Source organism: Billgrantia hypersalina, from assembly GCF_052584175.1.
On the sequence record NZ_JBMIQI010000011.1, the window covers coordinates 202,267 to 228,137 of the forward strand.

General features: G+C 58.3%; 21 protein-coding genes and 1 pseudogene. 13 read left to right on the forward strand and 9 right to left on the reverse strand.

Translation table 11 applies throughout. The annotated features are described in order from the left end of the window. Nucleotides 1-57: 57 nt before the first annotated feature. Nucleotides 58-900 (reverse strand): CYTH domain-containing protein, encoded by an 843-nt coding sequence (locus tag ACOJCM_RS07960; RefSeq protein WP_445211527.1) that lies wholly within the window; start codon nucleotides 898-900, stop codon nucleotides 58-60. 100 nt (nucleotides 901-1,000) lie between these two features. On the opposite strand from ACOJCM_RS07960, the gene ACOJCM_RS07965 reads away from it, so the two are divergent. The 6 genes from ACOJCM_RS07965 (at nucleotide 1,001) to glrR (ending at nucleotide 8,830) form a co-directional block, all read left to right on the forward strand. Then, nucleotides 1,001-1,681, forward strand: coding sequence for a TIGR00153 family protein (locus tag ACOJCM_RS07965; protein WP_445211528.1), 681 nt, complete (start codon nucleotides 1,001-1,003; stop codon nucleotides 1,679-1,681). A 74-nt stretch (nucleotides 1,682-1,755) separates the two neighbouring features. Continuing rightward, nucleotides 1,756-3,021, forward strand: a complete 1,266-nt coding sequence (locus ACOJCM_RS07970) for an inorganic phosphate transporter (RefSeq protein WP_445211529.1) — start codon at nucleotides 1,756-1,758, stop codon at nucleotides 3,019-3,021. Between the two features lie 130 nt (nucleotides 3,022-3,151). Continuing rightward, a complete protein-coding gene (argA, locus tag ACOJCM_RS07975) occupies nucleotides 3,152-4,465 on the forward strand; it encodes an amino-acid N-acetyltransferase (RefSeq protein WP_445211530.1) in 1,314 nt (437 codons plus the stop codon). Between the two features lie 882 nt (nucleotides 4,466-5,347). Then, nucleotides 5,348-6,844 carry a sensor histidine kinase gene (locus tag ACOJCM_RS07980; RefSeq protein ID WP_445211531.1) on the forward strand — a complete coding sequence of 499 codons (1,497 nt, stop codon included), beginning with the start codon at nucleotides 5,348-5,350 and terminating at the stop codon, nucleotides 6,842-6,844. Further along, nucleotides 6,841-7,392: a hypothetical protein gene (locus ACOJCM_RS07985; protein ID WP_445211532.1), complete on the forward strand. Its 552-nt coding sequence runs from the start codon at nucleotides 6,841-6,843 to the stop codon at nucleotides 7,390-7,392. The genes ACOJCM_RS07980 and ACOJCM_RS07985 overlap by 4 nt, the downstream gene beginning before the upstream one ends. Before the next feature lie 22 nt (nucleotides 7,393-7,414). Next, nucleotides 7,415-8,830, forward strand: a complete 1,416-nt coding sequence (gene glrR, locus ACOJCM_RS07990) for a two-component system response regulator GlrR (RefSeq protein WP_445212064.1) — start codon at nucleotides 7,415-7,417, stop codon at nucleotides 8,828-8,830. A 44-nt stretch (nucleotides 8,831-8,874) separates the two neighbouring features. Here glrR and xseA read toward each other — a convergent pair whose 3' ends face one another. The 3 genes from xseA to ACOJCM_RS08005 form a co-directional block, all read right to left on the reverse strand. After that, nucleotides 8,875-10,215: an exodeoxyribonuclease VII large subunit gene (xseA, locus tag ACOJCM_RS07995; protein WP_445211533.1), complete on the reverse strand. Its 1,341-nt coding sequence runs from the start codon at nucleotides 10,213-10,215 to the stop codon at nucleotides 8,875-8,877. A 155-nt stretch (nucleotides 10,216-10,370) separates the two neighbouring features. Beyond that, nucleotides 10,371-10,970: a PRC-barrel domain-containing protein gene (locus ACOJCM_RS08000; protein ID WP_445211534.1), complete on the reverse strand. Its 600-nt coding sequence runs from the start codon at nucleotides 10,968-10,970 to the stop codon at nucleotides 10,371-10,373. Between the two features lie 59 nt (nucleotides 10,971-11,029). After that, complete coding sequence (locus ACOJCM_RS08005) at nucleotides 11,030-11,230, reverse strand: CsbD family protein (protein ID WP_445211535.1); 201 nt, start codon at nucleotides 11,228-11,230, stop codon at nucleotides 11,030-11,032. 219 nt (nucleotides 11,231-11,449) lie between these two features. On the opposite strand from ACOJCM_RS08005, the gene guaB reads away from it, so the two are divergent. The 6 genes from guaB to ACOJCM_RS08035 all read left to right on the forward strand — a co-directional run bounded on the left by guaB (nucleotide 11,450) and on the right by ACOJCM_RS08035 (nucleotide 20,053). Then, nucleotides 11,450-12,919: an IMP dehydrogenase gene (gene guaB, locus ACOJCM_RS08010; protein ID WP_445211536.1), complete on the forward strand. Its 1,470-nt coding sequence runs from the start codon at nucleotides 11,450-11,452 to the stop codon at nucleotides 12,917-12,919. A 95-nt stretch (nucleotides 12,920-13,014) separates the two neighbouring features. Then, nucleotides 13,015-14,589, forward strand: a complete 1,575-nt coding sequence (guaA, locus tag ACOJCM_RS08015; protein WP_445211537.1) for a glutamine-hydrolyzing GMP synthase — start codon at nucleotides 13,015-13,017, stop codon at nucleotides 14,587-14,589. Between the two features lie 152 nt (nucleotides 14,590-14,741). Continuing rightward, complete coding sequence (locus ACOJCM_RS08020) at nucleotides 14,742-16,118, forward strand: hypothetical protein (protein ID WP_445211538.1); 1,377 nt, start codon at nucleotides 14,742-14,744, stop codon at nucleotides 16,116-16,118. A gap of 3 nt (nucleotides 16,119-16,121) precedes the next feature. Beyond that, nucleotides 16,122-17,072 (forward strand): phosphoribosyltransferase-like protein, encoded by a 951-nt coding sequence (locus tag ACOJCM_RS08025; protein WP_445211539.1) that lies wholly within the window; start codon nucleotides 16,122-16,124, stop codon nucleotides 17,070-17,072. A 15-nt stretch (nucleotides 17,073-17,087) separates the two neighbouring features. Continuing rightward, nucleotides 17,088-19,103, forward strand: a complete 2,016-nt coding sequence (locus ACOJCM_RS08030; RefSeq protein ID WP_445211540.1) for an ORC-CDC6 family AAA ATPase — start codon at nucleotides 17,088-17,090, stop codon at nucleotides 19,101-19,103. Beyond that, entirely contained in the window at nucleotides 19,100-20,053 is a 954-nt protein-coding gene (locus ACOJCM_RS08035; protein WP_445211541.1) for a hypothetical protein, read from the forward strand. The genes ACOJCM_RS08030 and ACOJCM_RS08035 overlap by 4 nt, the downstream gene beginning before the upstream one ends. Before the next feature lie 265 nt (nucleotides 20,054-20,318). On the opposite strand, the gene ACOJCM_RS08040 is transcribed toward ACOJCM_RS08035, so the two are convergent. Continuing rightward, nucleotides 20,319-21,026 carry a hypothetical protein gene (locus ACOJCM_RS08040; RefSeq protein WP_445211542.1) on the reverse strand — a complete coding sequence of 236 codons (708 nt, stop codon included), beginning with the start codon at nucleotides 21,024-21,026 and terminating at the stop codon, nucleotides 20,319-20,321. A 541-nt stretch (nucleotides 21,027-21,567) separates the two neighbouring features. After that, a pseudogene (locus ACOJCM_RS08045) lies at nucleotides 21,568-21,811 on the reverse strand (FAD-dependent oxidoreductase); the annotation flags it as partial. 247 nt (nucleotides 21,812-22,058) lie between these two features. On the opposite strand from ACOJCM_RS08045, the gene ACOJCM_RS08050 reads away from it, so the two are divergent. After that, the gene (locus ACOJCM_RS08050) at nucleotides 22,059-22,844 is read left to right on the forward strand and encodes a hypothetical protein (RefSeq protein ID WP_445211543.1); all 786 of its coding nucleotides are present in this window, start codon (nucleotides 22,059-22,061) and stop codon (nucleotides 22,842-22,844) included. A gap of 21 nt (nucleotides 22,845-22,865) precedes the next feature. On the opposite strand, the gene ACOJCM_RS08055 is transcribed toward ACOJCM_RS08050, so the two are convergent. The 3 genes from ACOJCM_RS08055 to ACOJCM_RS08065 all read right to left on the reverse strand — a co-directional run bounded on the left by ACOJCM_RS08055 (nucleotide 22,866) and on the right by ACOJCM_RS08065 (nucleotide 25,812). Then, nucleotides 22,866-24,122, reverse strand: a complete 1,257-nt coding sequence (locus ACOJCM_RS08055) for a type II toxin-antitoxin system HipA family toxin (RefSeq protein ID WP_445211544.1) — start codon at nucleotides 24,120-24,122, stop codon at nucleotides 22,866-22,868. Then, complete coding sequence (locus tag ACOJCM_RS08060; RefSeq protein WP_445211545.1) at nucleotides 24,112-24,375, reverse strand: helix-turn-helix transcriptional regulator; 264 nt, start codon at nucleotides 24,373-24,375, stop codon at nucleotides 24,112-24,114. The genes ACOJCM_RS08055 and ACOJCM_RS08060 overlap by 11 nt, the downstream gene beginning before the upstream one ends. Before the next feature lie 195 nt (nucleotides 24,376-24,570). Beyond that, nucleotides 24,571-25,812 carry an NAD(P)/FAD-dependent oxidoreductase gene (locus ACOJCM_RS08065; RefSeq protein ID WP_445211546.1) on the reverse strand — a complete coding sequence of 414 codons (1,242 nt, stop codon included), beginning with the start codon at nucleotides 25,810-25,812 and terminating at the stop codon, nucleotides 24,571-24,573. Nucleotides 25,813-25,871 lie beyond the last annotated feature (59 nt).

Here is a 25,871-nt window from a genome sequence, read left to right on the forward strand (position 1 = left end):
CTACGTCATGGTGAGCATTGTCGGAGGTATTCACACCGCGACACGCCGGGGTCCGGCTCATACCGCCAGCCGATGTGCCAGTTGCAGTGCCGTACGGCCGAAATCGGCGCTGAGCCAATCGCGGCGCTCGAGCATGGCGGCGAGCCGGCCGGCGTCGCTGCTGCCACTTTCGGCCATGGCGTGCAGCGTCTCCCGCGCCGTATTTCTCCAGCTATCCTCGCCGGTATCGGCGAGGGCGTCCAATGCCAGCACGGCACGATGCAACCGCTCGCTCTCTTTCTCGCCTTCCGGCAGCGTCCACCGGCCCGTGAGGAGGGCGCTGCCGCGGGCGGCCTTGCTGGCGTCGGCAGGGCGCAGGGGAATCGTCTCGGCGAACGACAGTGCCAGGCTCCACAGCGTCTGCGGGTCGCCATCCTTGAGTTCCAGTTCCAGCTCGCGGATCGGCACGCGGCGTTCGCCGGCACGAATCTCGCCCTGGTCCAGCGCCACCTCGACGGTAGCCTCGGCCAGCTCCAGGTGCCAGGCGCGACGCTCGAAATCCGTGGCGAAGCGCGGCTCGAGTCGCGCCAGCACATCGGTGCCCAACGCGGCAATGGCGGGCAGTTGGGCGAGCCCGACACGGTCGAGTTCCTCGCCAGGCACCGGCCATTCCCACTCGCGGCGTCGGCTGTAGCCGCCGCTACCTTCGCCGCTGGCCTTGAGGGTCTGCACCCAACCATCGCGGCGACGGCGCAGCCTTAGTGCCATGCGGGCCGCTTCCAGCTCGCCCTGGGGCGTGTCGAAGTAGATGTTGGCCAGACGCTGGGCATCGTCCACGCCGCTACGCAGGAAGGGATGCTGCAGCAGGCGTTCCGGCCCTTTTTCGCCCAATGCCAGCTTCATCTCGATTTCGTGGCTCATGTGTCTACCTGCTAACCCTTCGGGATGGCAATATTTCAATGACGTGACAGGCAGTCATTCTCTATACTGTGGTCGCCATTTCACAAGCGCATTCAACGCCATGGTCACATCCAATCCTTTTTCGGCGATGTTCGGTCGCTCACCGTTTCAGCCTCTGCTGGCCCATATCGCCAAGGCCAACGAGTGTGCCGACCAGCTTCTGCCCTTCTTCGAGGCTTCGCTCACGGGCGACTGGGACGAAGCCGCCAAGATCCGTGAAAACATCACCCAGCTGGAGCACGAGGCCGACAGTCTAAAGACCGAGCTGCGCCTCAACCTGCCCAACACCCTTTTCCTGCCCGTTTCCCGCACCGACCTGCTCGACCTGGTTAGCGTACAGGACAAGATCGCCAACAAGGTGCGCGACATCACCGGCATCATGCTCGGACGACGCATGCAGGTGCCCAGCGAGCTGGCCCAGCCCATGCGCGACTACATGCAGACCGCCGTGGCGTGTGTCGTCCAGGCACGCCAGGCGCTGGAGGAGCTCCAGGACCTGCTGGAGTCCGGCTTCGGCCGCCATGTCTCCGATGTGATGCAGAATCTCATCCGCGAGTTGCACATCCTAGAGCAACAGGCCGACCAGCAGCAGATCGCCATACGCCGCTTGCTCTTCGACCTCGAGGATCGGCTCAAGCCGGTGGATGTGGTCTTCCTCTACAAGATCATCGACTGGGTCGGCGAACTCTCCGATCGCGCCGAGCGCGTCGGTAGCCGCCTCCAGATTCTCACTGCCCGATAGAACACCTCAGCCCGGAACCGACATGCCCGGGCGTCGTTCTTTCTACCTGACAGCCACATAGGATCCTGTCCCCTATGTCGATCATTGCAGAGCACGCGACTACTTTCATCATCCTGGCTTGCCTCTTCGGCTTCTTCATGGCCTGGGGTGTGGGTGCCAACGACGTGGCCAACGCCATGGGCACCTCCGTCGGCTCCAAGGCGATCACGATCAAGCAGGCGATCATCATCGCCATGGTGTTCGAATTCCTTGGTGCCTGGCTCGCCGGTGGTGAGGTCACCTCGACCATCCGCGGCGGTATCATTTCCCCGACACTGCTGGCCGACAATCCCGAACTGCTCGTCTACGGCATGCTGTCGGCACTGCTGGCGGCAGGCATCTGGCTGCTGATCGCCTCGGCCAAGGGCTGGCCGGTATCCACCACGCACTCCATCGTTGGGGCCATCGTCGGCTTCGGCGCCGTCGGCTTGGGCATGGAGGCCGTCGCCTGGGGTAAGGTGGGGCAGATCGCCGCCAGCTGGGTCGTCTCGCCGGTGCTGGCGGGCTCCATTGCCTTCATGATCTTCAAATCGCTGCAGCACCTGATCTTCGAGGCCCAGGACCCGTTCTCCGCGGCCAAGCGCTACGTGCCGATGTATATCTTCCTGGTCGGCTTCATCGTCGCCATGGTGACCCTGCTGAAGGGCCTCAAGCATATCGGTCTCGATCTTGACTTTGGCGTCAGCGCGCTCATCTCGATTCTCTTCGGCCTCATTGTCATGGTAATCGGCGTCATGATGGAGCGGCGCGTTCAAGCCAGCAATCGTCAGGCGGATCATTTCGGCTTCACCGGGGTGGAACGCGTGTTCGGCGTGCTGATGATCTTTACCGCCTGTGCCATGGCATTCGCTCACGGCTCCAACGACGTGGCCAACGCCGTGGGTCCGCTGGCAGCTGTGATCAGCGTGGTGCAGAGCGAGGGCGTCATCGATTCGGCTGCCCTGGTGCCTTGGTGGGTGCTGGTGCTGGGCGGCGGCGGCATTGTGGTGGGCCTGGCCACCTACGGTCATCGTGTCATCGCCACGGTGGGCACCGGTATCACCGAGCTGACGCCGAGCCGCGGTTTTGCGGCCACCATTGCCGCTGCCACGACCGTGGTGCTGGCGTCGGGTACGGGCCTGCCGATCTCGACCACCCACACCCTGGTGGGCGCAGTGCTCGGCGTGGGTCTGGCGCGCGGCATCGCGGCGCTCAACCTGCGCGTGATCGGTACCATCATTATGTCCTGGCTGATCACCCTGCCGGCCGGGGCGGGGCTGGCTATCCTGTTCTTCTTCATGCTCAAGGGTATTTTCGGCTGAGCCGCTCGACGTAAATCGGGTTGAGTTTTGACCGGTACACGGCGGCACCTTCATGGTGCCGCCGTTTTCGATGCTCTGATATAGTCGAAGCCGATACGCACTTTCTCTCATCTGCTGCCGGAGAGCGGCCTTGGACACTCGTTTCCCCTTCGTCGACTGGTTCCGCAATTCCTCCCCCTATATCAATGCGCATCGGGGCCGAACCTTCGTGATCTTGATCGAGGGCGAGGCCATGGCGCGAGGCCGAGGCGAGCAGTTGATCCAGGACCTGGCGCTGCTGCACACCCTCGGTGTGAAACTGGTGGTGGTATTCGGCATCCGCCCCCAGGTGGAAGTGGCGCTGGCCGCGGCGGGTATCGAGCCGCAGCGCTACCAGGGGCGCTGGGTCGCGGACGAGGCGATCATGGCCTGCGTCGAGCGGGTGGCCGCCGAGCAGCGCCTGTGGCTGGAGGCGCGCCTGTCCCTGGGGCTGCCGAACACGCCGTTGCACGGCGTCGAGCTGACGGCGGTCTCCGGCAATCTGGTCATGGCCAAGCCGCTGGGCGTACGCGAAGGGGTCGACTACGACCATAGCGGTGAGGTGCGTCGGGTAAGGGTGTCAGCCGTACAGGGCCTGCTCGACCGCGGTTCGCTGGTACTGCTGCCGCCGTTGGGTTTCTCCAGCACCGGCGAAGTGTTCGACCTGGACGCCGCCGAAGTGGCCCAGCATGCAGCCACCGCCCTTGCCGCCGACAAGCTGATCCTGCTGGGCGAGGCTGCTGGGCTCTATGACGAGAACGGCGCCATGCAGCGTCAGCTGACGCCCGACGAGGCCGAACCGCTGCTGAATCATGCCGAGCCGGGCAGCGAGCACGCGCGCCACATCGCAGCCGCCTGTGCCGCCGCACGCCACGGCGTGGCCCGCACGCACCTGCTGTCGTGGCACGACCACGATGCCCTGCTGGGCGAGCTGTTCACGCGCGACGGCGTGGGCACCATGATCACCCGGCATCGCTACGAGCAGCTGCGCCCGGCCGAACTTGGCGACATCGGCGGCCTGCTTGAGCTGCTCGAGCCGCTGGAACGGCGCGGCATGCTGGTGCCGCGTTCGCGCGAGCGCCTGGAGCACGAGATCGACGACTACCTGGTGATCGAGCGCGACGGCATGATCATCGGCTGTGCGGCGCTGCATCGCTTTGCCGAGGCCGACATGGGCGAGCTGGCCTGCGTGGCGATCCATGTCGACTATCGCGGCGGGGCGCGCGGCTCGCTGCTGCTCTCGGGTATCGAGCGACGTGCGCGGCGGCTCGGGCTGGCTTCGCTTTTCGTGCTGACTACCCACACCGCGCACTGGTTCGTCGAGCATGGATTCCGCCCCTCGGACATCGAGTCGCTGCCTACCCTGCGGCGCGATACCTACAACCACGCGCGCAAGTCGAAGATCCTCGTCAAGGCCTTGAGCTGAACCCACCTGTCTCCCCCACATGACGCCCTGCCGCGCTTCAGGCACCGCCCTGAAGGCGGCAGCTGTCGCTTTGAGGCAACGCAGCCTGAAGCGTTGTCTCAAAAAAGCAACGCGGCAACTTCATGTTTTCCCATGCGATTCTTTGTAACGATGAAATCGGTGTCTCCATTCGGTGACGAAATGCGAGGTTGGCATACCGTTTTTTTCCTCCTTTTTCCGGTTGGTGAAGGCGTGTCGGTGGCAATCCGTTTTTAACTTTCTGATTTGTAAACAATAGATCGAATATTGGCACGTAACTGGCACTATACTAAGCGAGCAACGATGAAGTGATTCAAACGGCTCGAATCACTTCGGATCGTCGAGAGGCTCGGGGACCACCACCCCCCATGCCCTGTGCGACCCGAGCAATCGAGACGATTGGCGTTCGCTCCGCGATGTGTAACTTAGGTTGCGATGAGACGGGTACCGCCAGAAGGCAAGGAAAGGTACCAGAAGGGCAAGGATGCCCCGGCAAGGATGCCTCATCCCCTTCGGGGGATCGAATATCGGGCCAGCGCTGACGGAAGCGACGTAGCGGTGGCGCCTAGGAACGAAGCAGAGCGGTTCGCCGCTCGCCGCACCGGCAGCTCCTGGTAGCAAAGGGTCGGAAGCGGGGCTTCGGGGCTCTCGGGCCCGCTGAAAGTATGGGACATGGCTCGACCAGGCGAACGATGCCCATATTTTCTACCCCTTCAGTTCCCTGCGTACTTGGGCCGGCACCTTGCCGGCCTCTTTTTTGCCAGTGGAATTAGCGAACGGGGGCAGTTGAGCGTGTAACTCTGTTATCCTCTTCAGGAACGTACCATGGTGGTTTCATACCCTCTCCTGAATAGAACACTGGTCATGACCAAACGGGTCTCGCGCCGTTGGCGCCCGCGCTCATTACTGCAACTCGTGCTGTTGGCGTTCCTGGTGGTAATGCTGCCGTTGGGCATTCTGATGTACCAGGCGGGGCAGGCCTTGTCCGAACTCTCCCGGCTGGCCGATGTCAGCGCACGTCAGGCGGTCGAAGAGAGCCGGCGCGCCCGCGTGCTGAGCAATCTCGCCGTCGAGATGGAGCGCAGTGCGCGCCAGTACGCGGTGCTGGAGCAGGAAAGCCTGCTCGACCTCTATGCCGAACGTCATGCCGAATTCCGCGAGCTGTTGGCCGAACAGCGCCTCTTCCTGCCCGGCGATCACGACGTCCTGGCCCTGGAAGAGCAGTTGTTGTTGCTTTCGCAGCTCCCCGAGCTGGAGCCGGAAGCGCTGGACGTGTGGCTGGCGCTGTTCGTGCCGTTCGCCGAGCACGTGGAGGCGATGCGACGAGCCACCAATCGCCAGATCGATGCCAGCATCGAGATGATCAGCGCCCGCGCCGAAGCCGTGCAGTCGCGATTGTGGCTGCAGACCACCGCCCTGGTATCGGCCAGCCTGCTGCTCATGTTGCTGTTCAGCTGGCTGATCATTCGCCCGGTGCGTCAGCTCGAACGCCGTATCCTCAGCATCGGCAGCGGCGTGGAAACCAACGACCGCGATACCATCCAGGGGCCGGCCGAACTGGTCCAGCTCGGCGACCGGCTCGACTGGCTGTCGACCCGGCTCAGCGATCTGGAGGCGCAGAAGCAGCAGTTCCTGCGCCATATGTCCCATGAGCTCAAGACGCCGTTGGCCAGCGTGCGCGAAGGCTCGGCGCTGCTGGCCGACGGGGTGGCCGGCGACCTGACCTCCCATCAGCGCGAGATCCTGACGCTGATCGACGCCAGCGGGCGCGAGCTGCAGCGGCTGATCGAACAGCTGCTCGACTACAACCTGCTGCAGCACAACCAGCGCATCACGCTCGAGCGGGTGGACCTGGCCACGCTGGTGAAGACCACGCTGGCGAAGCATCGGCTGGCGCTGCAGCACAAGGGGATGCGAGTGACCGCCTTCGACGGCCCGCTGGAGTGGGTAGTGGATCGTACGGCCGTCGGGCGAATCCTCGACAACCTGGTTTCCAACGCCATTGCCTACGGTGAAGACGGCGGCGACCTGATGATTCGCGCCCACGCCGGACGCGACCATCTGTTCCTCGACGTGGCCAACACCGGCGAGCCGATCGCCGAGAACGATCGGCCGCGGCTGTTCGAGCCCTTCTACCAAGGGCGTTCGCGGCGCAAGGGGCCGCTCAAGGGCTCTGGCATCGGGCTCTCAGTGGCCGCCGACTGCGCCCGCATACAGAGCGGCGGCCTGGCACTGGTCGAGGATAGGGAATTCAGCGTATGTTTTCGTCTGACGCTGCCGCGTCAGGCACTTCCCCTGACAGAAGAAAAAACAGAACCCGTCGTTGCAGGGGGGTTCAGCGCAAGGAGCGAAGAACGATGAGGGTCATAACAAATCTCGGTGTCGGTGGCTTGGCGCTGCTGTTGGGCGCTTGCCAGTACCTGCCTGAGCAGGGCGCCTCCGACACGGAGCAGCAGGTGCCGTCCACGGCATCCTGTCACGCAGTGGAACCGACTTTCGATAGCGAAGCCTGCCTGCTGCCCAGCTGGGTGGCCTTCGGCCTGGCTTCGCAGCGAGGCGATGGAGAGTGGCGTCGCCAGGCCCTGACCGAGATCGACTCGGCCCATGACCGAAGTGAGGCCGAGCGAAACCTGGCTCGCGCCGTGGCCCTGGCCTGGGGCAGCGAGCGAGAATGGCAGGAAGCCGCCGACCTCTACCAGACGCATACGCATGCGGCGCCGGCCGATCTCCAGCCGTTGCTGCGCTACTGGCGCAATGAGCTGGAGGGGCGGCGCTCGCTGGCCCGCCAGAGTGACAATGCGCGTTCCCAAGTGGCCTCCCTGCAGCGCGAGAAAGCCGAACTCTCCGAGAAGCTCGAGGCGCTCACCGCCATCGAGCGAAACATGAACTCGAGACAACAATCGCCCTGAGCGATGATGGGAGAAGGACGTGATGGAAGCGGCTCGATTGACCGAAACACGCAGGAATGAGGCACGCAGGCCAACGGCACGCACGTCGGGTGCAAGGTCTGGCAATGCCCATGTTTTGCTGGTCGATGATGACGAAAGCCTGTTGCGTCTGCTGGGCATGCGCCTGGAGAGTCGCGGCTTCCGGGTGACCACGGCCGAGAGCGGCCCCGAGGCGCTGCGCAAGCTGGATGCCGAACGCCCCGACATCGTGCTCTCCGACCTGCGCATGGACGAGATGGACGGGCTTGCCCTGTTCCAGGCGATCCAGCGCGAAGTGCCGGGGCTGCCGGTCATCATCCTGACCGCCCACGGCTCCATTCCCGACGCCGTGAACGCCACCCAGCAGGGGGTGTTCAGCTTCCTGACCAAGCCGGTGGACCGCGACGAGCTGTTCAGCGCCATCGATGAGGCGCTGGCGCACACGCCGACCGGCAGCGGCGACGACAGCGACGCCTGGCGGGCCAGCATCATCACCCGTAGTCCCGAGATGGAGCGGGTGCTGGAGCAGGCGCGCATGGTGGCCTCTTCCGACGTCAGCGTATTGATCACCGGCCCCTCAGGTTCGGGCAAGGAGCTGCTGGCGCGGGCCATCCACGATGCCAGCCCGCGCGCCAGCAAGCCGTTCGTGGCGATCAACTGTGGGGCGTTGCCCGAGCAGCTGCTGGAAAGCGAACTCTTCGGCCACGCCAAGGGCGCCTTTACCGGTGCCGTCAGCGACCACAAGGGCCTGTTCCAGGCCGCCGAGGGCGGCACCCTGTTCCTCGACGAGATCGGCGACATGCCGTTGCCGTTGCAGGTCAAGCTGCTGCGTGCGCTGCAGGAGCGCCAGATCCGGCCGCTGGGCTCGACCCAGTCGATCCCGGTCAATGTGCGGATTCTCTCCGCCACCCACCGCGACCTCAGCCAGGCGATGCATCAGGGCGAGTTCCGCGAGGACTTCTTCTACCGTCTCAACGTGGTCAACCTGAAGCTGCCGGCCCTCAAGGATCGCGCCGAGGACGTGCCGCTGCTGGCGCGCCACCTGGTGGCCCAGGCGGCGGCACGGCACAAGCCGTTCGTGAAGGGTTTCTCGCCGGAAGCGCTCAACTTGCTGGCCACCAGTGCCTGGCCGGGCAACGTACGCCAGCTGGTCAACGTGGTGGAGCAGTGCGTGGCGCTGACGCGCTCGCCGATGATCCCCGAGGCGCTGGTGGCCCAGGCCCTGGCGGCCGAGGACTGCGCGCTGCCTACCTTCAACGATGCTCGCGCCAGCTTCGAACGCAGCTACCTGGTCAAGGTGCTGAAGATCACCGAGGGTAACGTCACCCAGGCGGCGCGGATCGCCGGGCGCAACCGCACCGACTTCTACAAGCTGCTGGCACGTCACGAGCTGGAGCCGAGTACCTTCAAGCCGGAGTGACGCACGCCGGGCTGCCTCGAGAGCGCCTGCACAGGGCGCTTTTTTCATTTGAGGCGGCGTTTCACTTCCACCTTCAGGCGGCCTTCACCCAGTCGGGCGGTCAGCGCCTGGCCGGGTTGGGTGTCGCTCGCTCGCCGTACCACCTTGCCCGCGTCATCCTGCAGAATGGCGTAGCCGCGCCCCAGTACCGCCAGCGGGCTGACCGCCTGCAGTTGCCGCGCCAGTCCGGAAAGGCTTTCCCGCCGACGCGAGATCTCGCGCTGCATGGCCTGCCCGAGCCGGGCGCGGGCGTGTTCCAGCCGGGTTTCGGCCCGCTCCACCTCGCGGCCCGGATGGCATGCCGTCAAGCGTCGCTGCAGATGGCTCAACTGCCGCACCTCGGTGCCCAACCGCGCTTGCATGGCCCGCTGCAGGCGGGCGTTCAGGTCTTCGAGGGTGCCTCGCTTGCGCACGAGCACCTCGCCGGGGTGGCGAAGCCGGGCGCGCAGGTGATCGAGCCGTTGGCCCTCGCGTTCCAACCGTGCCTGAGTGCAGCGCCAGAGCTGGCGTTCCAGTCCGGCCAGGCGGCGCTCCAGGTCGTGCCTGTCGGGCACCAGCATCTCGGCCGCGGCGGAGGGGGTGGGGGCGCGTACGTCGGCGGCCAGGTCGGATAGCGTGGTATCCACTTCATGCCCCACCGCCGACATCACCGGCAGGCGCGAATGGAAGATGGCGCGCGCCAGGTGCTCGTCGTTGAAGGCCCAGAGATCCTCCAGGCTGCCGCCGCCTCGGGTGATCAGTACCACGTCGCGGCTCGGGTCCAGCGCCTGCTGGCGGTTGAGCAGCCCCAGGGCGGCAATCAGCGCAGGCGCGGCCTCCCGCCCTTGCACGGGCACGGCGATCAGCGTGACCCGGGCCAGCGGCCAGCGCGCCTTGAGCACCGCCAGCACGTCGCGTATCGCTGCACCGGTGGGCGAGGTCAACACCAGCAGGTGGCGGGGCGGGCAGGGCAGGGGGCGCGCATTGGCGAACACGCCCTCGGCAGAGAGCCGCTGCTTGAGCCGCTCCAGGGCCAGGAGCAGTTCGCCTTCGCCAGCCGGCTGTACCGCTTCGGCAATCAACTGGTAATCGCCGCGAGGCTCGAACAGCGACACCCGGCCGCGAACCCGTACCCGGTCGCCGTCGCGCATGGGCGCTGCCACGAAGCGGGCGCGGGTGCGAAACAGCGCGCAGCGCAGCTGTGCCGAAGCATCCTTCAGGGTGAAATAGACATGCCCCGAAGCCGGCCGCGACACCCCCGACAGCTCGCCTTCCACCCATACTTCGCCAATACCTTGCTCGAGCAACAGCCGGGCGCGATGGTTCACCTCGCTGACGGAAAGGGCGGTTTCGGTAGGTGGGGGCATGAGTCGTCGTTCCCTGGGACGGGTGGACGCCAGCGAGCTGGCTCGAAACGAACACTCTAGCATGCGCAGATCGGTGGGCACGCCTGGGGGGCGAGACGAAAAAAGCGCCGGCATGGCCGGCGCAAGTTAGCGTCATGGGGAGGGTCGTTCCGCGTTTACTCGAAATCGTCTACCACATCCTCCTCGGAAACCCCGGCGTCGTCGCCGTTTTCACTCTCAGCGTTGGCTTCGGCGCTGGCATCATCCTCGCGGAATGCCGTCTCGCCGTCGTCGCCCACGGCGCCGGTGCCGGCGGTTCCGGTGGTCTGCCAGACGCTTTCGCGACCCTGGTTCTCTTCGATGCGGCGGTTGCGCTCGTCGTTGAACCACTCGTCGTTGTACTCGGGGAAGTTCTCGAGCTCGTCTTCAGTCGCATCGACCAGGATGCGGTGAGTGACATCGTCGCCGTCACGCTCGGTTTCCATGGAGAAGTGCTCGATGCCGACCACGACTTCGTCGCCACCGATGCCCCACAGGCCGCCAGCGTTCACCACCACGGCGCTGACCTTGCCTTCGTCGTCCAGCAGAAGGTTTTCGACATCACCGACGTCTTCCTCGTTGTCGTCGATGTGATAAACGTCGGCACCGATGATGTCATCGGCGGAATAGAGGCCTTGTGGCGCCTTGGCGTCGTCCTCTTGGGCCACGGCCTGGGTACCGAAAGCGAGGCTACCGGTCACGGCTGCTACGGCGATAGTCAATAGGCGCTTTTGCATGGTCTCTCTCCTTTCCCTTTCCTTGGATGCAGGATTGCGTGCATAAGCGGGCTCGCCCGTTACTGCTGCTGGCGAGCCCATTCGTCGGCCTGGCGCTCGGCTTCTTCGCGCTCCAGGCCGTATCGCTGCTGTAGCTTGCCGACCAGCTCATCCTTCTTGCCGCCGATCTGGTCAAGCTCATCGTCGCTCAGCTCGCCCCAACTGGCGCGAGCCTTGCCCTTCATTTCCTTCCACTTGCCTTCGATCTGGTCCCAGTTCATGTCGGATCTCCTTTCCGCTGGTGAACCTGCCGATACCTTCAACCTAGATCACGAACCCGCCGCTGTATGTCAAACTCGGTTTCAGGCTGTTTCAAAGTGTGATGCGAGGGTCGCGCGCAAGTTCCCGCAAGCCGGGCTCGCATTGCCCGCCCCTCGGGCCGGGCGTTATAATGGTCGATTAACTTTTCCCTCCCCCACCAGCACTGGGTGTTGCCGACTATGTTACGTATGGCCCAAGAAGCTCTTACGTTCGACGACGTATTACTCGTACCCGGCTACTCGGAAGTCCTGCCCAAGGACGTCAGCCTGCGGACCCGCCTGTCCCGCGACCTCTACCTCAACATCCCCCTCGTCTCCGCCGCCATGGATACCGTGACCGAAGCCCGCCTGGCCATCGCCATGGCCCAGGAAGGCGGCATCGGCATCATCCACAAGAACATGAGCATCACCGCCCAGGCGGCCGAGGTGCGCAAGGTCAAGAAGCACGAGAGCGTGATCGTCAAGGACCCGGTGACCGTGGGGCCCAAGGCCAAGCTCGAGGACCTGCTGAGCATGGCCCAGGAGTACGGCTTCTCCGGCTTCCCGGTGGTGGAGGGCGAGACCCTGGTGGGGATCGTGACCGAGCGCGACATGCGCTTCCAGCCCAACCACGGCGACCGCGTGACCGACATCATGACCCCGCGCGAGCGTCTGGTGACGGTATCCGAGGGCACCGGGCTCGACGTGATCAAGGCCAAGATGCAGGAGCACCGGGTCGAGAAGATGCTGGTGGTGGACGACCAGTTCCACCTGCGCGGCCTGGTCACCTTCCAGGACATCGAAAAGGCGCGCACCTTCCCCAACGCCGCCAAGGACGCCGACGGCCGCCTGCTGGTGGGCGCCGCGGTGGGCACTGGCCCCGAGACGCCGGACCGTGTGGCCGCCCTGGCCGAAGCCGGCGTCGACGCCATCATCGTCGACACCGCCCACGGCCACTCCAAGGGCGTGATCGACCGCGTGGCGTGGGTCAAGGAGCACTTCCCGCAGATCCAGGTGATCGGCGGCAACATCGCCACCGCCGCCGCTGCCCGCGCCCTGGCTGAAGCCGGCGCCGACGGCGTGAAGGTGGGCATCGGGCCCGGCTCCATCTGCACCACCCGCGTGGTGGCAGGCGTGGGCGTGCCGCAGATCACCGCGGTTTCCAACGTGGCCGAGGCACTCAAGGAATACGACATCCCGCTGATCGCCGACGGCGGCGTGCGCTTCTCCGGCGACCTGGCCAAGGCCATCGCCGCCGGTGCCAGCGCCGGGATGGTGGGTGGCTTGCTGGCCGGTACCGAGGAAGCCCCGGGCGAGGTCGAGCTGTTCCAGGGCCGTACCTACAAGGCCTACCGCGGCATGGGCTCCATGGGTGCCATGGCCCAGAGCCAGGGCAGCGCCGACCGCTACTTCCAGGACAAGGACGCCGGCGCCGAGAAGCTGGTACCGGAAGGCATCGAAGGCCGCGTGCCCTACAAGGGCGTGATGAGCGCCATCGTGCACCAGCTGATGGGCGGCCTGCGCGCCTCCATGGGCTACACCGGCTGCACCAACATCCAGGAGATGCGCACCAAGCCGGAGTTCGTGCAGATCACCGGTGCCGGCTTCGCCGAATCGCATGTTCATGATGTGCAGATTACGAAAGAGGCTCCTAACTATAGAGCAGGTTAACCGCCAGCTCGTAAGTAACAAACGCGGCGGGTATCATCCCGCCGCACGCTTTTGCATCCGGCCCGCCGCCATACGCTGCCAGTAGAGACGCCCCGATGACCGACATTCACGCCCACAAGATCCTCATCCTCGACTTCGGTTCCCAGTACACCCAGCTGATCGCCCGTCGCATCCGCGAGATCGGCGTGTATTCCGAAGTGCGCGCCTTCGACATCACCGAGGAGGAGATCCGCGAGTACGCCCCCAACGGCATCGTTCTCTCCGGTGGCCCGGAATCCACCGTGGCGGCCGGCTCGCCCCGGGCGCCGCAGTGCGTGTTCGAGATGGGCCTGCCGGTGCTGGGCATCTGCTACGGCATGCAGACCATGGCCGTGCAGCTCGGCGGCGAGGTGGAAGGCTCCAACAAGCAGGAGTTCGGCTACGCCCAGGTCAAGGTCGACGGCAGCGACGAGCTGTTCCGCGACATCAAGGACCACGTGGACCACGACGGCAAGGCGCTGCTCGACGTGTGGATGAGCCACGGCGACAAGGTGGCCCGCGCGCCGGAGCCCTTCACCGTCACCGCCTCCACCCCCAGCTGCCCCGTGGCCGCCATGACCTGGCCGGAGAAGCGCTTCTACGCCGTACAGTTCCACCCCGAGGTGACCCACACCCTGCAAGGCATGCGCATCCTCGAGCACTTCGTGGTGGGCATCTGTGGCGCCGAAAAGCTGTGGACCCCGGCCCGCATCATCGAAGATCAGATCGCCCGCGTTCGCGACCAGGTCGGCGACCGCCACGTGCTGCTCGGCCTCTCCGGCGGCGTGGACTCCTCGGTAGTCGCGGCGCTACTGCACAAAGCCATCGGCGACCAGCTCACCTGCGTGTTCGTCGACAACGGCCTGCTGCGCAAGAACGAAGGCGACCAGGTGATGGAAACCTTCGCCCGCCACATGGGCGTGAAAGTAATCCGCGTGGACGCCGAAGACCTGTTCCTCGGCAAGCTCAAAGGCGAGAACGACCCCGAAGCCAAGCGCAAGATCATCGGCAACACCTTCATCGACGTGTTCGATGAAGAGGCCAGCAAGATCGAAGGCGTCGACTTCCTCGCCCAGGGCACCATCTACCCCGACGTGATCGAATCCGCCGCCAGCAAGACCGGCAAGGCCCACGTGATCAAGTCGCACCACAACGTCGGCGGCCTGCCCGAGACCATGAAGCTGCAACTGGTCGAGCCGCTGCGCGAACTGTTCAAGGACGAAGTGCGCAAGCTCGGCCTGGAACTCGGCCTGCCCTACGATATGGTGTACCGCCACCCCTTCCCGGGGCCGGGCCTAGGCGTGCGCATACTCGGCGAAGTGAAGAAGGAGTACGCCGACATCCTGCGCGAAGCCGACGCCATCTTCATCGAGGAACTGCACAACGCCGACTGGTACCACAAGACCAGCCAGGCCTTCGCCGTGTTCCTGCCGGTCAAGTCCGTCGGCGTGGTCGGCGACGGCCGCCGCTACGAATGGGTCATCGCCCTGCGCGCCGTGGAAACCATCGACTTCATGACTGCACGCTGGGCCCACCTGCCGTATGAGCTGCTGGAGAAAGTCTCCAACCGAATCATCAACGAGATCCGCGGCGTCTCCCGCGTGACGTATGACGTCAGCAGCAAGCCGCCGGCGACGATTGAGTGGGAATAGTTAATTATAGAAGAGCCTGTCTTAGGTCAGGCTCTTTGCTACGCGGCGTGTTAATGTCATGGGTGTCTTTACATAAGACGCCCGTGGCGGTAGCGTGCCAGATCCATAAGTTCTTGGTTTGCATATAAGCAGAGCGCCTAGGAGGCAGCCACTTGAATTTTGGCCCCCCCCCTCTAACCCAGAATGGGCTGAACACTGGGATTCTTTACGACTCATTGCTTACTGAATATGGTAAAGCAGGCAAGCCGATTACGGTTGATTTTAGGCGTTTAGTGAGCTGGGTAAAGTTAGGTGATCAATTAACGCACCAAATTCATGCATACCCAGCGAAGCTACTACCAAACATAGCTTCTTTTTTTATAAACGTTGAGAGTTTTTTTGAAAATTACTCAAATGTCTTGGATCCGTTTAGTGGTTCTGGCACCGTAGCTTTAGAAGCCTCATTGTCTAATAAAAATGTATTGTATGCCGATGCAAATCCGTTGGCATGTTTAATAACCAAAGTAAAAACATATCCTTATGATGAGGCTGTTTTAAGAAGAACTTTGAAGTTAATAATGACAACCGCAAGAAGAATCAGAAAAGCCCCATCTGTTGACGTGGTTAATGAGGCCCATTGGTATTCTGTTAGAACAAAAAAGAGGCTGGAAATTTTACTTAGGGCCATAAGGGTGAACACTGAAAATGAGGTTAAAGATTTTTTTGAAGTTTGCTTTTCATCGGCTGCTCGGAAGCTAAGTTATGCTGATCCAAGAATTTCTGTTCCTGTTAAGCTAAAAGTAAAAGATTCCTTGTCGAGTAAAGAGAAAGAAAAAATTGAAGAGAGAATTTTAGGGTTAGATAGAGCAAATGTTTTTGATGAGTTTGAGAGAATTTGTTTGTCAAATCTAAGCAGGATCTCTCAAGCGAATACTATAAACTCAAGTCGAAAAGTAGCTGTATTTGTAGGGAATGATGCCAGGAATTTGTGTTGCCCTGCTAATCACTGCGAGCCGTTAGCGAGTGAGTCAGTTGATTTAATTATAACTTCGCCACCATATGGTAGCGCTCAAAAATACATAAGAGCATCCAGTTTATCGATAAATTGGTTAGGCTTGGCAAGTCCGAAAGAATTATCTAGATTAGAGGGTGCTACAATAGGGAGAGAGCACATCCCTAAACAAGAAAATAGCAATTATCAAGTTTCTCTTGGGTATGAATTTGAGACAATGCTGGCAGATATCGCTCAAATAAACTTGAGCCGAGCAAAAATCACCAAAACATATCTACATGAGATGAAATTGGCTTTGTATGAAATTGCTAGGGTTTTAAGCCCTGGGGGGAAAGCTGTGATTGTCATAGGAAACAATACAGTATGCGGTTACCCTTTGCGGAATGATGAATTCTGCTTGAACGTCATGAATGAGCTTGGGCTGAAAATTGAACTACATCTTTTAGATGATATAAAATCTCGCGGATTGATGACTAAGCGAAATAAAACTGCTTCTATCATAACCAGAGAAAGTGTTTTGGTCTTTAAAAAGGTGTAGGGGATGGATAAAGCCACATTAGAAACAAAATTAAGAAAGCTCTCGTTTTTTGCATGGGATCATGAAATAAAATGGGCAGAGATAGAGTCATGGCTAAATAATTTCAAAGGAGAAACATTGACACAAGAAGAAGAGAAATTATATGCAATGTTCTTGCTGACAAGATTTATTTACTTTGGGAAGGGGCTTATCCGTGAGATGCTAAAGTCTCTATATAGAGATTATTTCCAAGCACCTATATGCCAAAGAATTAGAAGGAATTATGGATTCGAAGCGAGCGACCCACGACTCAAGGAAATTTATTTCCGTGAACTTTGTTCGACTAGGTTCATAGGAGTTGGAAATCCTTCTGAAAGCGGGGCTCATTTACTATATTACTTTCGTCAAGTTAATAGTTTGAGCAAAGATTTATTTACAGACTTTTATGGCGCTTTCTACAGCAAGTCAGATAGAAAAACAAACTCTATTCAAGTTTTTCCCAGAGAGGGCAGGGTGACTAGATTTGTTTTTTTTGATGATGTGGTTGGTTCTGGCACGCAGGCAACTTCTTATCTACAGGATCATGTTAAAAAAATAAAGGAGTCAAACAAAGAAATCGATATACGATTTTTGTCCTTATTTTCAACTTCTACAGGGCTTGACAAGTTAAACGGAGATAATCTTTTTTCGGGAAAAGCGACATGCATGTTTGAGCTAGACGATACGTACAAAGCTTTTAGTGCGGGCGCAAGATATTTTTCGAAATCTCCGGAGTGGTTTGACTTGGAAGCTCTACGGGAAATGTCGCTTGCTTACGGAAGGAAGCTTTGGCCAAATCACCCCTTAGGGTACAAGGATGGACAACTTTTATTAGGTTTCTCGCATAACACACCTGATAATACTCCTCCTTTGTTTTGGTGTGAGAATCACAAAATACCATGGTCGCCTGTTTTCTTGCGCTATCATAAGTTATGAATTAAAGAGGATGATATGATAGAAAATCCATTTTCTTTAGTTAGGGCTTCAGATTACACGAATGAACAAATCAACTCGCTTTGGGTTGAGCTTGGTGATAAAGTCGTTAATGTAATAATTGAACCTCGCTCCAGAATATCGAAATATATACTTGGCAGCAAAGGTTCAGGGAAAACACATTTGCTACGGTATTATTCTTATCCTGCAGTCAGGTTGAGAAGTAATGATACCAGCAGCCTGAAAGTTGTAAAGGAACTTGGTTTTCTGGCTGTTTTTATTCGAGCTACAGGTCTGGATGCAGCCCGCTTTGAAGTGATTCCAAGCGGGACTAGAGAGAAATGGCAACAGCTTTTTTCAGTATATCTTGAACTTAGGCTAATTGAAGGCCTGGTTGAGTCCTTGGTAGATATTAAGAAAAGCTCTCAGTCAGATTTTAATGATTCTTCCTTTTTATCTTCAGCCTTAGTACATGTTTCTGACTCTGTGGCTCATGCCTGTGAAACACTCGAAGAGTTTCTGAGCTGGGTAATAACAAAAAGAAGAGAAATAGACGAGGCAATTAATAATGTTGCCTTTACAGGGGAGCTAGATCTTAAAGTGCCCTTTTCTTTGGGGGCTCTTTGTATACCGGTTAGTAAAGCAGTTGTTCATTTGAATTCTGACTTTGCTGATTTTCCTATAATTTATTTAATTGATGAGATAGAAAACCTCTCAGAGAAACAACAGGAAGTGGTCAATTCTCTAATTCGTTATGGTGAGGGGGGGGTCAGCTTTAGAGTTACAGGGAGATTGTATTCGAGAAAAACCTTGGCCACCCTTTTTGAAGGGGAAGAAAATAGAGAAGGTGCCGAGTTTACTACCGTATACTTAGATCGTTTTTTACAGTCATATTCAGATTTCTCTAATTTCTCAAAAAGGTTTGTTGTTAAGAGACTATGTTCGTCTGGTGTGGCAGGCAAAAATAATATTCTTGAGCGCGACTTTGATCCATCTGAACTTTTTGAAAGCATTTCATCAGAAAATTTATTTTCTGATGCATTGGGCAAGGCCAATCTTCATCTGAATGAAAGTGATATTCTTTTTAATACCCATAATATTGCCCAGCACTTTCTTGGTAAGGATATAACTAATAAAATCCCTGCGGAAAACGTGTTTGAGGACCTAGTAAAAGGCTTTCCGTTTATTTTGGCGAAGCTAAACATTCTAATTTTCTTTAAAAAATATAAAGGGTCGAGTAGTGCAGAGTCATTGGCTATAAGAATAAGAAAAGATGCGCTTTCTTTTCTTAAGGAAAAGAAGAGCAAAAAATCTTATTACGCTACAGCATACAGCCACTACGCATACGACCTGTTCGCACAATTATGTCGTGAATCGAAAAGCTCAATGGGCGTTCCTTATGCTGGGTTTGATACATTTGTACAGATGTCCTCGGGAAATCTTAGGAATCTTCTTATAATATTAGGGAAGCTGTATTCAATAGCAGAATTCAAGGGGATTGGTTTCTTTGATGAGAAAAAGCTTCCTATATCGTTGCAGACAGAGGCAGCAAGAGAATCTGCACAGTTCTTGTTTGAGTCAGATACAAATTTTGGAAGATCCTCTGATCAGGCTAGGGATGCTGTGGCTAGACTGGCTGAGCTACTTAGAACGGCAAGGTTTTCGATAAACATACCAGAAGTTTCCCCTCTTTCGGTAAGCTTCTCTGCATCTGATCTTAATGAAGCTGCGAAAAAGAATTTGCACAATGCATTAAATTATTCTTTTGTATTTCAAGTTGCATCTGGAAGGGCAGATAGAAATAGTAATCAAATAAAAACTAAGATACAGCTTAATCCGCTGCTATCGCCGAGATGGGGGTTGCCTATCTATCGTAGAGGCGACTTGGGGTTAAATAAAAGTATTGCGAATGCAATATTCGATCCGGATGAAAGAGATGCTTTTGATACGCTGCTCAGAAAATATAAAACGAAATGGAATACGCTTGCTAAAACAGTTGAGGAAGATGTAGTGCAGGGGGATCTTTTTTCGTGATTTCTGATTATTCCTTTTTCTACAGAAGAAAAATATCAACCGCTGCCTTAGTGCAGGGGGTTTTGAATTATGATGTTTTTGTTTCTTCATATAATGGTAGCGACAGAATAAGCGAAGTTTATAACAATGTGCGAGCAAAAAGAAAGATATGGTTTATTCAGCCTGAATACAGGCTCACGCCTCTAGAAATGCCGCAAGATTGTGTTTGTGTGAGTCCTGAATCGTTTAATGAAATGGAGCAAGTTAACGATTTGGTTCTCGCGCTAGGTGATATAAGAGATAAAGATTTATGCCTTGACGTTACAGGTTTTATGCGCCACACCCTTATTTTCTTGATGGCAAAGATTTCAATGGCGGGGGTTCGTGAGATAAAGGTTTTGTACTCGGAGCCTCAATATTATTCTGCTCAAGAAGATACGGTATTTAGTACCGTTACCTCTGGTGTTGTGAGACCTGTAATGGGGATGGGGGGGAGTTATAACGCCTCTGGAAAAGAATACTTGATTTTGGGCGTAGGGTACGATCACCGTCTGATTAGCGAAGTGGTAAATAACAAGGATAGCTCTAAGATCTATCCGCTTTTTTCCTTTCCTTCCTTAAGTCCTGATATGTATCAGCAAAGTGCGGTAAGATCCTCTGAAAGCGGCGATGCTGTTTTCGATAGGCTATGGGATGTGAATAGGTATTTTTCACCTGCTAATGATCCTTTTTCTACAGCATCCGTGATAAATGAGATGGTGTCTAGCATTGAGCAGCATTCTCCAGAGGCTAATTTATATTTATCTCCTCTTGCCACAAAAGTGCAAGCATTGGCATTTGCTATTTTTTGGATACGGGACAGGAATAAATATAGTAGTTCGGTTTCGGTTATACTTCCAGAATGCGAGGAGTATGCAAAAGAAACTGGCGTGGGTTTGAAAAAATTATGGGAATATGTAGTCGAGTTTTAACTGGCGTGCGGTGACATGTATTCATGTGGCATGTATCGGGAGGATATGCGAGTGAATAAATAATTCCTATTTCCTAGCTGCAATTAAGTGTACAGTGGCAGTATTCGCCTGATACAAGCTCCGTGGGCTCCCTATAGTTAAGCAGTATTTTCTGCCGTTTTCCTGGGTTCCTTCTTCGTCGCTTTTGGGAGCCCTTTCTTGAAGACGGTATAGGGTGTCATCCCTTCCATGTTGCGGCCCCGCCAGGGCCGCTTGCTTTGATTATTTAACCTACGTGGCCCGAACATTGATGATAGTTGTTCTCCTTGGCTTTATCTCCGGAGGGCTCAGAGTTGTCAACTTCCTTTGAGATTTCTATCGCGTATTCGAGCAGCTCAATCACCTGCTGCGGTCTCTCTCGCTGGCCTAGAGCGATGAAGCCAATAATTGAAAAGACAGCTGCTAGAATTATGGGTAGCCAGAGCGGGAAGTTGGTGCCTTCCTTCATTAATGTAGATGCGGAGATTGAGGCGGCTGCTAGCGCAGGGAAAAGTCCTAGCTTTCGAAGGTTGCCAGCTAGTAAGGAGACACGATTTTCTGAGATGCCCCAACTTTGTCGATATTGAATTAGCGCATATTGCAAAGTGCTTATGTCGAATTTCTGTAGCTGAGAAAGAAAGGGCAAATCACCGTGCAGGTCATGATTTAGCCGCTGCATGATCGCGGAGTATGGGTTTTTGCGTTGTTTCCACAAAATTTGAGTGATGCCGAAAATTATTGTGAGTAAGTAGGCGATGGATAACCCGATGTTGATCAAGTAAAGTACAAAGGCAGCCTGGTTGGCTTGAGGCGAACTGTCGAACTTCCTCGTATAGAATATTAACGCAACAAGAATTATCAAAGAAAAAAGATACGAGATAATTAGTGTGTGTTCGGCTAGCTGGAATTTCTTGGAGGGTGAAAAGGCACTTTCGCCATGCTTGGCCAGTGTCATTTCATTCAGTAGAACGAACAGGTCTTAGATTTTATCTGAGTTTATCACATCTATCCCTTATGCTAATTGGTTCCTGGTTTTCATATGAATCTTGACGAATCTCTCGATTATCTCTTTTTGCACTGCGCTGTCTACGGTTGAAGGGTTAATTAAGTAATTTCGTACATCGATGATATCAGCCATAGATTACGGAGTAGGCCCTCCAGTCAAGCCGAGGCTTACTCGAAGCGTAGAGGATGAGTGTCATGCAGCCAGCCGAAATTCTTGTCGCCGCAGTAAAACACGTGGGGCGTCACTCGCCATGTCGGCTGCCACCCTTACGTCTCATCACTACCTCAAGCTCCGTCAGGTTCGGTTCCCTTCATCTATAGCCCCTTGCTCGGCCCGTAAATGACCCACCAACTTGCTGAATTCTTCGCTGCGACGACAGATGGTTGCCATGGGGGAGTGGAGTGTACCGCTGCGTTGAACCCTATCAGTACGCGAAGTTGCAAAAAGCGGGCGCCTCAAGGGCGCCCGCTTTCGTTGTGAAGTAGTGACCTCACCTTCGGAAGCGATCGACGCGGAACGGGGTCATATCCACCGCGGGTTCCTCGCCATCCATCATCTGGGCGAGCAGTTCGCCGGTGGCCGGGCCCAGGGTGAAGCCCTGATGGCCGTGGCCGAAGGCGAGCCACATTCCGTCCTTGCCGGGGGCCGGGCCGCGCGCCTTTCCAGGGCTGGCTGTCGCGACGCTTGCCCAGCGGGAACAGCTTGCGTGCCACTTTACTCGGCGGCGCCCACTGGGCGTTGCCAGTAACTCCCTCCGCTTCACCCTTTCTCATCAGGATGCCAGATATTTCTCGGGCTCGGATGCCTCTCGCGCACCCGATGGGAGGGGGAGTCGTGTCACCCTGTGTTAGCTTGAAGCGTATCGAAGCCAAGGAGGGTTCAGTCTATGGCCGGGCCGGTGAGTTATCAGGACGCTGAGGCGTGCGTGGATCAGTTCATCGATCGCGTGGGCAAGAACATTGTGTTGGGCTGCCGCTGGGGTTGGGTAAACCCCTGCGTTTTGTGAACGCCCTCTACGCCCGTGCCCAGCGCGACCCGACGATCAAGCTGCATATCGTCACCGCTCTTTCTTTGCTGGCACCGGCGGGCAGCTCTTCCCTGGAGCGGCGTTTTCTGGGGCCTTTTGTCGAGCGCCTGTACGGCGACATCCCCGAGCTGGCCTATGCCCGGGATGCCCAGGCCAATCGCTTGCCGGACAATGTCACGGTGTCGGAATTCTTTTTCCAGGCCGGCAACCTGAAAAACAATACCGACCAGCAGCGCCGCTATATCTGCACCAACTACACCCACGCGCTGCACGATTTGATGGCCCAGGGTATTAATGTGATCGGTCAGTTGGTAGCACCCGATGAGCGGGGCGAGATGGTTAGCCTGAGCTGCAACCCGGACCTGACCCTGGATCTGATACCCCGGCTGCGCGCGCAGCCCTATGCCACCGCTTGCGTCGCGGAAACCAATCAGCACCTGCCGTATATGGGCAATGACGCGGCAGTGGCGCGTACCGAGCTCGACCTACTGTTGGATAATCCGGGTACCGACTACCCGCTGTTCAGCGCGCCCCCAGACTCCCATCTCGTCGGCAGATCACCTGATCGGCTTCTATGCCAGCTGTTTGATGAAGGATGCCGGTACGCTGCAAATCGGCATTGGTTCCCTGGGGGCGGCGCTGGTGCACAGCACCCTGTTGCGCCAGCGGGCCAATGCCCGCTGGCAAGCGATTTACGGGGGCCTGCAGGTGGCCGAGATCGTGCTAGTGGGGCAATGTGACCGACCGGGCGGGGCAGTTTATCAGGCTGACCACCGCTCCGGCAGTTTTCGGCAGTTGCTCAACAGCCGTTGCTGCAGCCTCTCCAGCAGCGTTTGCTCGGTGCCTTGGCGGGCTTCGGCGTTCAGGGAGGCGAAGGTGCTGTCGATGGCCTCTGGCATACGTTCAGCAAGCTCGAGCCCTTGGCGTAGGAAGTAGCGCGGCTGGAAGCGCATCGAGCGTGCCAGGGCTTCGAGGTGAGAACGCCCAATGCTGCCAGGGCGATCCTCACCGTTGATGCGAAACGCGAAGCGGCGTGAGAGGCCGCTGTAGAGCGTCGTACTCATCAGGTCGTAAAACGGCGCCAACCGTGGGCCTTCGTCGGTATAGAGGATAGCGAGGTTCTTGGCGTGGCTGTCGTTGTTGCCGATAAGCAGGTTGAAGAAGAACCAGGCGATCAGGCGCTGCAAATCCTTGGCCGGAGTTCCAACCTGCTGTAGGAGTTCGCGGCACCGAGCCAGGCCGGGCCCGCCGTCGCTTTCGTATTTGATTGACGAGGGGGTGCCGGCGAGCTGGCAGAAGTCGAGCTGGTGTAGGCGCCTTAGCTTGCCCTGCTCGTCGGGAGCCCGGTCGTAGCGGCGCACGAGGCAGGCGTGGGTATCTGGCTGGTAGCTGGCTTCGGCCACTTCGAGCTCGAGTTCTGCGGCCAGCTGCATGCAGAAGGTCTCGTTGATGGCGGTGGCCCATATACCTCTCAAGCCCTGAATGTCCGGCTTGAGAATATGGCTGGAAGGTGCCGACCCTTCCGGTATGGCAGGGCTTCCATCTTCCAGCACCATCAGCAGTAGCTTGTCCTGAGCTCCGGCCAATGAGATCCGCGCTTCTTCACCTTGCTGCGATAGCAGCGGGCCTCGCTCCTTGTGCTGCAGATGCTCCGCCAACGCTTCCCAACTGATGGGGCGATAGTACGGCGAAGCCGGTGATTCGCCCGGTGGCAACAGGGTGAAGCCGCTGGCCGTATCGCCGCCGATGGCCTTTAGCAGCCCGAAAATGGTAGTGGTGTGGTGGCGTAACTCCAGGTGACGACGCAGGTCGCCTTCCGGCAGCAGGTTCTCGAAGTAGGCCAGGACCGCATCGCCAACGTGTGCCTGCTGCGTGAGCGAGAGCGCGGGCGAGAGGCTTTCGGCCCTGGGATGCTCCAGCCATTCGGGGGCATACTCGAAGCGCAGCGGTTGAGCGTCATAGAGCCGGCCAACGCATTGGTCGCCGTGGTAAACCTCCAGGGTATCGTCACTCGCCATGGCGCTTGCCACCCTTGGGCCGCACCACCACCTCGAGCCCCATCAGGTCCAATACGTCCAATACCTTCTGTAGCTGCAGGGTTGGCTTGCCACGCTCCAGGTCGACGATGAAGCGGTTGCCGGTGCCGGCGAGGCCGGCCAGGTCGATCTGCAATAGCCCCTGCTCGGTGCGTAGTTGACGCACCAGCTTGCCGAGGTCTTCGCTGTGGCGAATGGGAGTGGCCAAGGGGACAGGGGAGTCGTTGGTAGGCATGAAAACCTGCGTCTGATTACCGTTCGGTAATTCTAGGTACGGATTCACCGATTCGCAATGGAATAATTACCGGTCGGTAATTATGAGGATGATTAAGGCTTGATTTGAGGGAAAAATTACCGATCGGTAATATGAGGTAGAGCGGGGAGGTTAAAGCGGGCGCCTTGTGGCGCCCGCTTTCGTATTACTTCACACTCAGAAGCGATCGACGCGGAACGGGGCCATGTCCACCGCGGGTTCTTCGCCATCCATCATCTGGGCGAGCAGTTCGCCGGTGGCCGGGCCCAGGGTAAAGCCCTGATGGCCGTGGCCGAAGGCGAGCCACATTCCCTCCTTGCCGGGGGCGGGGCCGATCACCGGCTTCATGTCGGGCAGGCAGGGGCGGGCGCCTTTCCAGGGCTGGCTGTCACGGCGCTTGCCCAGCGGAAACAGCTTGCGTGCCACCTTCTCGGCGGCGGCCAGCTGCCGGTACTGGGGCGGCGATTCCAGGTCGGCCAGCTCGGCGCCGGTGGTCAGACGAATGCCGGCGCGCATCGGTTCGAGCAGGAAGCCCTTCTCGGCGTCCATCACCCAGTGGTTGAGCTTGGCGTCCCCTTCGGCGGAGTAGTGCATGTGGTAGCCGCGCTTCACGAACAGCGGCACTTTCATGCCCTGCCTTCTCAGCAGTTCACCGGCCCACGGCCCTAGGGCCACCACCACTTCCTCTGCCTCCAGGGGGCCTTCGCTGGTCTTGACCTGCCAGCCGCCCTCGACCTGGAGCACGTCCTCGACGCTGGCCTTCATCACACGGCCGCCCTGTTCGGCAAAGCTGCGTGCATAGGCCTGCACCAGGCCGCCCGGGTCCGAGACCATCCAGGGCTGCGTCCAGTGGATCGCCCCGATCAGCCCCTTGCCCAGGTGCGGCTCCTTGGCGTAGAGCGCCTCGGCGTCCAGCACCTCATATTCCACTCCGAAGCGCTCGTGGTTCTCCTGGGCCTCTTTCTGGCGCTCCTCCAGCTCCTTGCGGGTGCGGTAAAGCTCCAGCCAGCCACCCTTGCGCACCAGCGCCTCGGCGCCGGCGGCCTCGATCATCGGCGCGTGGGCATCCTGGCAGCGCACGATCAGCGATGCCCACTCGCGCACGATGCGCTCGTAGCGCTTACCGCTCGAGTTCAACCAGTAGTCCAGCAGCGGGCCCGCCGCGCTCATCATGCCGGTGGGGCGGTAGCGGATGTCCACCTGGCGGTTGGGCAGCACCCGCAGCAGGGTGCCGATATCGCGCGGGAAGGCGTAGGGGCGCACCGCCTCGCGCTGGATGATGCCGGCATTGCCGAAGGAGGTCTCGAGCCCCGGCTCGCGGCGGTCCACCAGCGTGACGTCATGCCCACGACGCACCAGATGCCAGGCCACGGATACGCCGACCATGCCGGCACCAAGAACGAGGATATTGCGGGCCATGAGGGGTCTCCCTGCCGATGGATGCGAAAAGCTCCGCCGCGGGGCAGAGCCTGTCATGC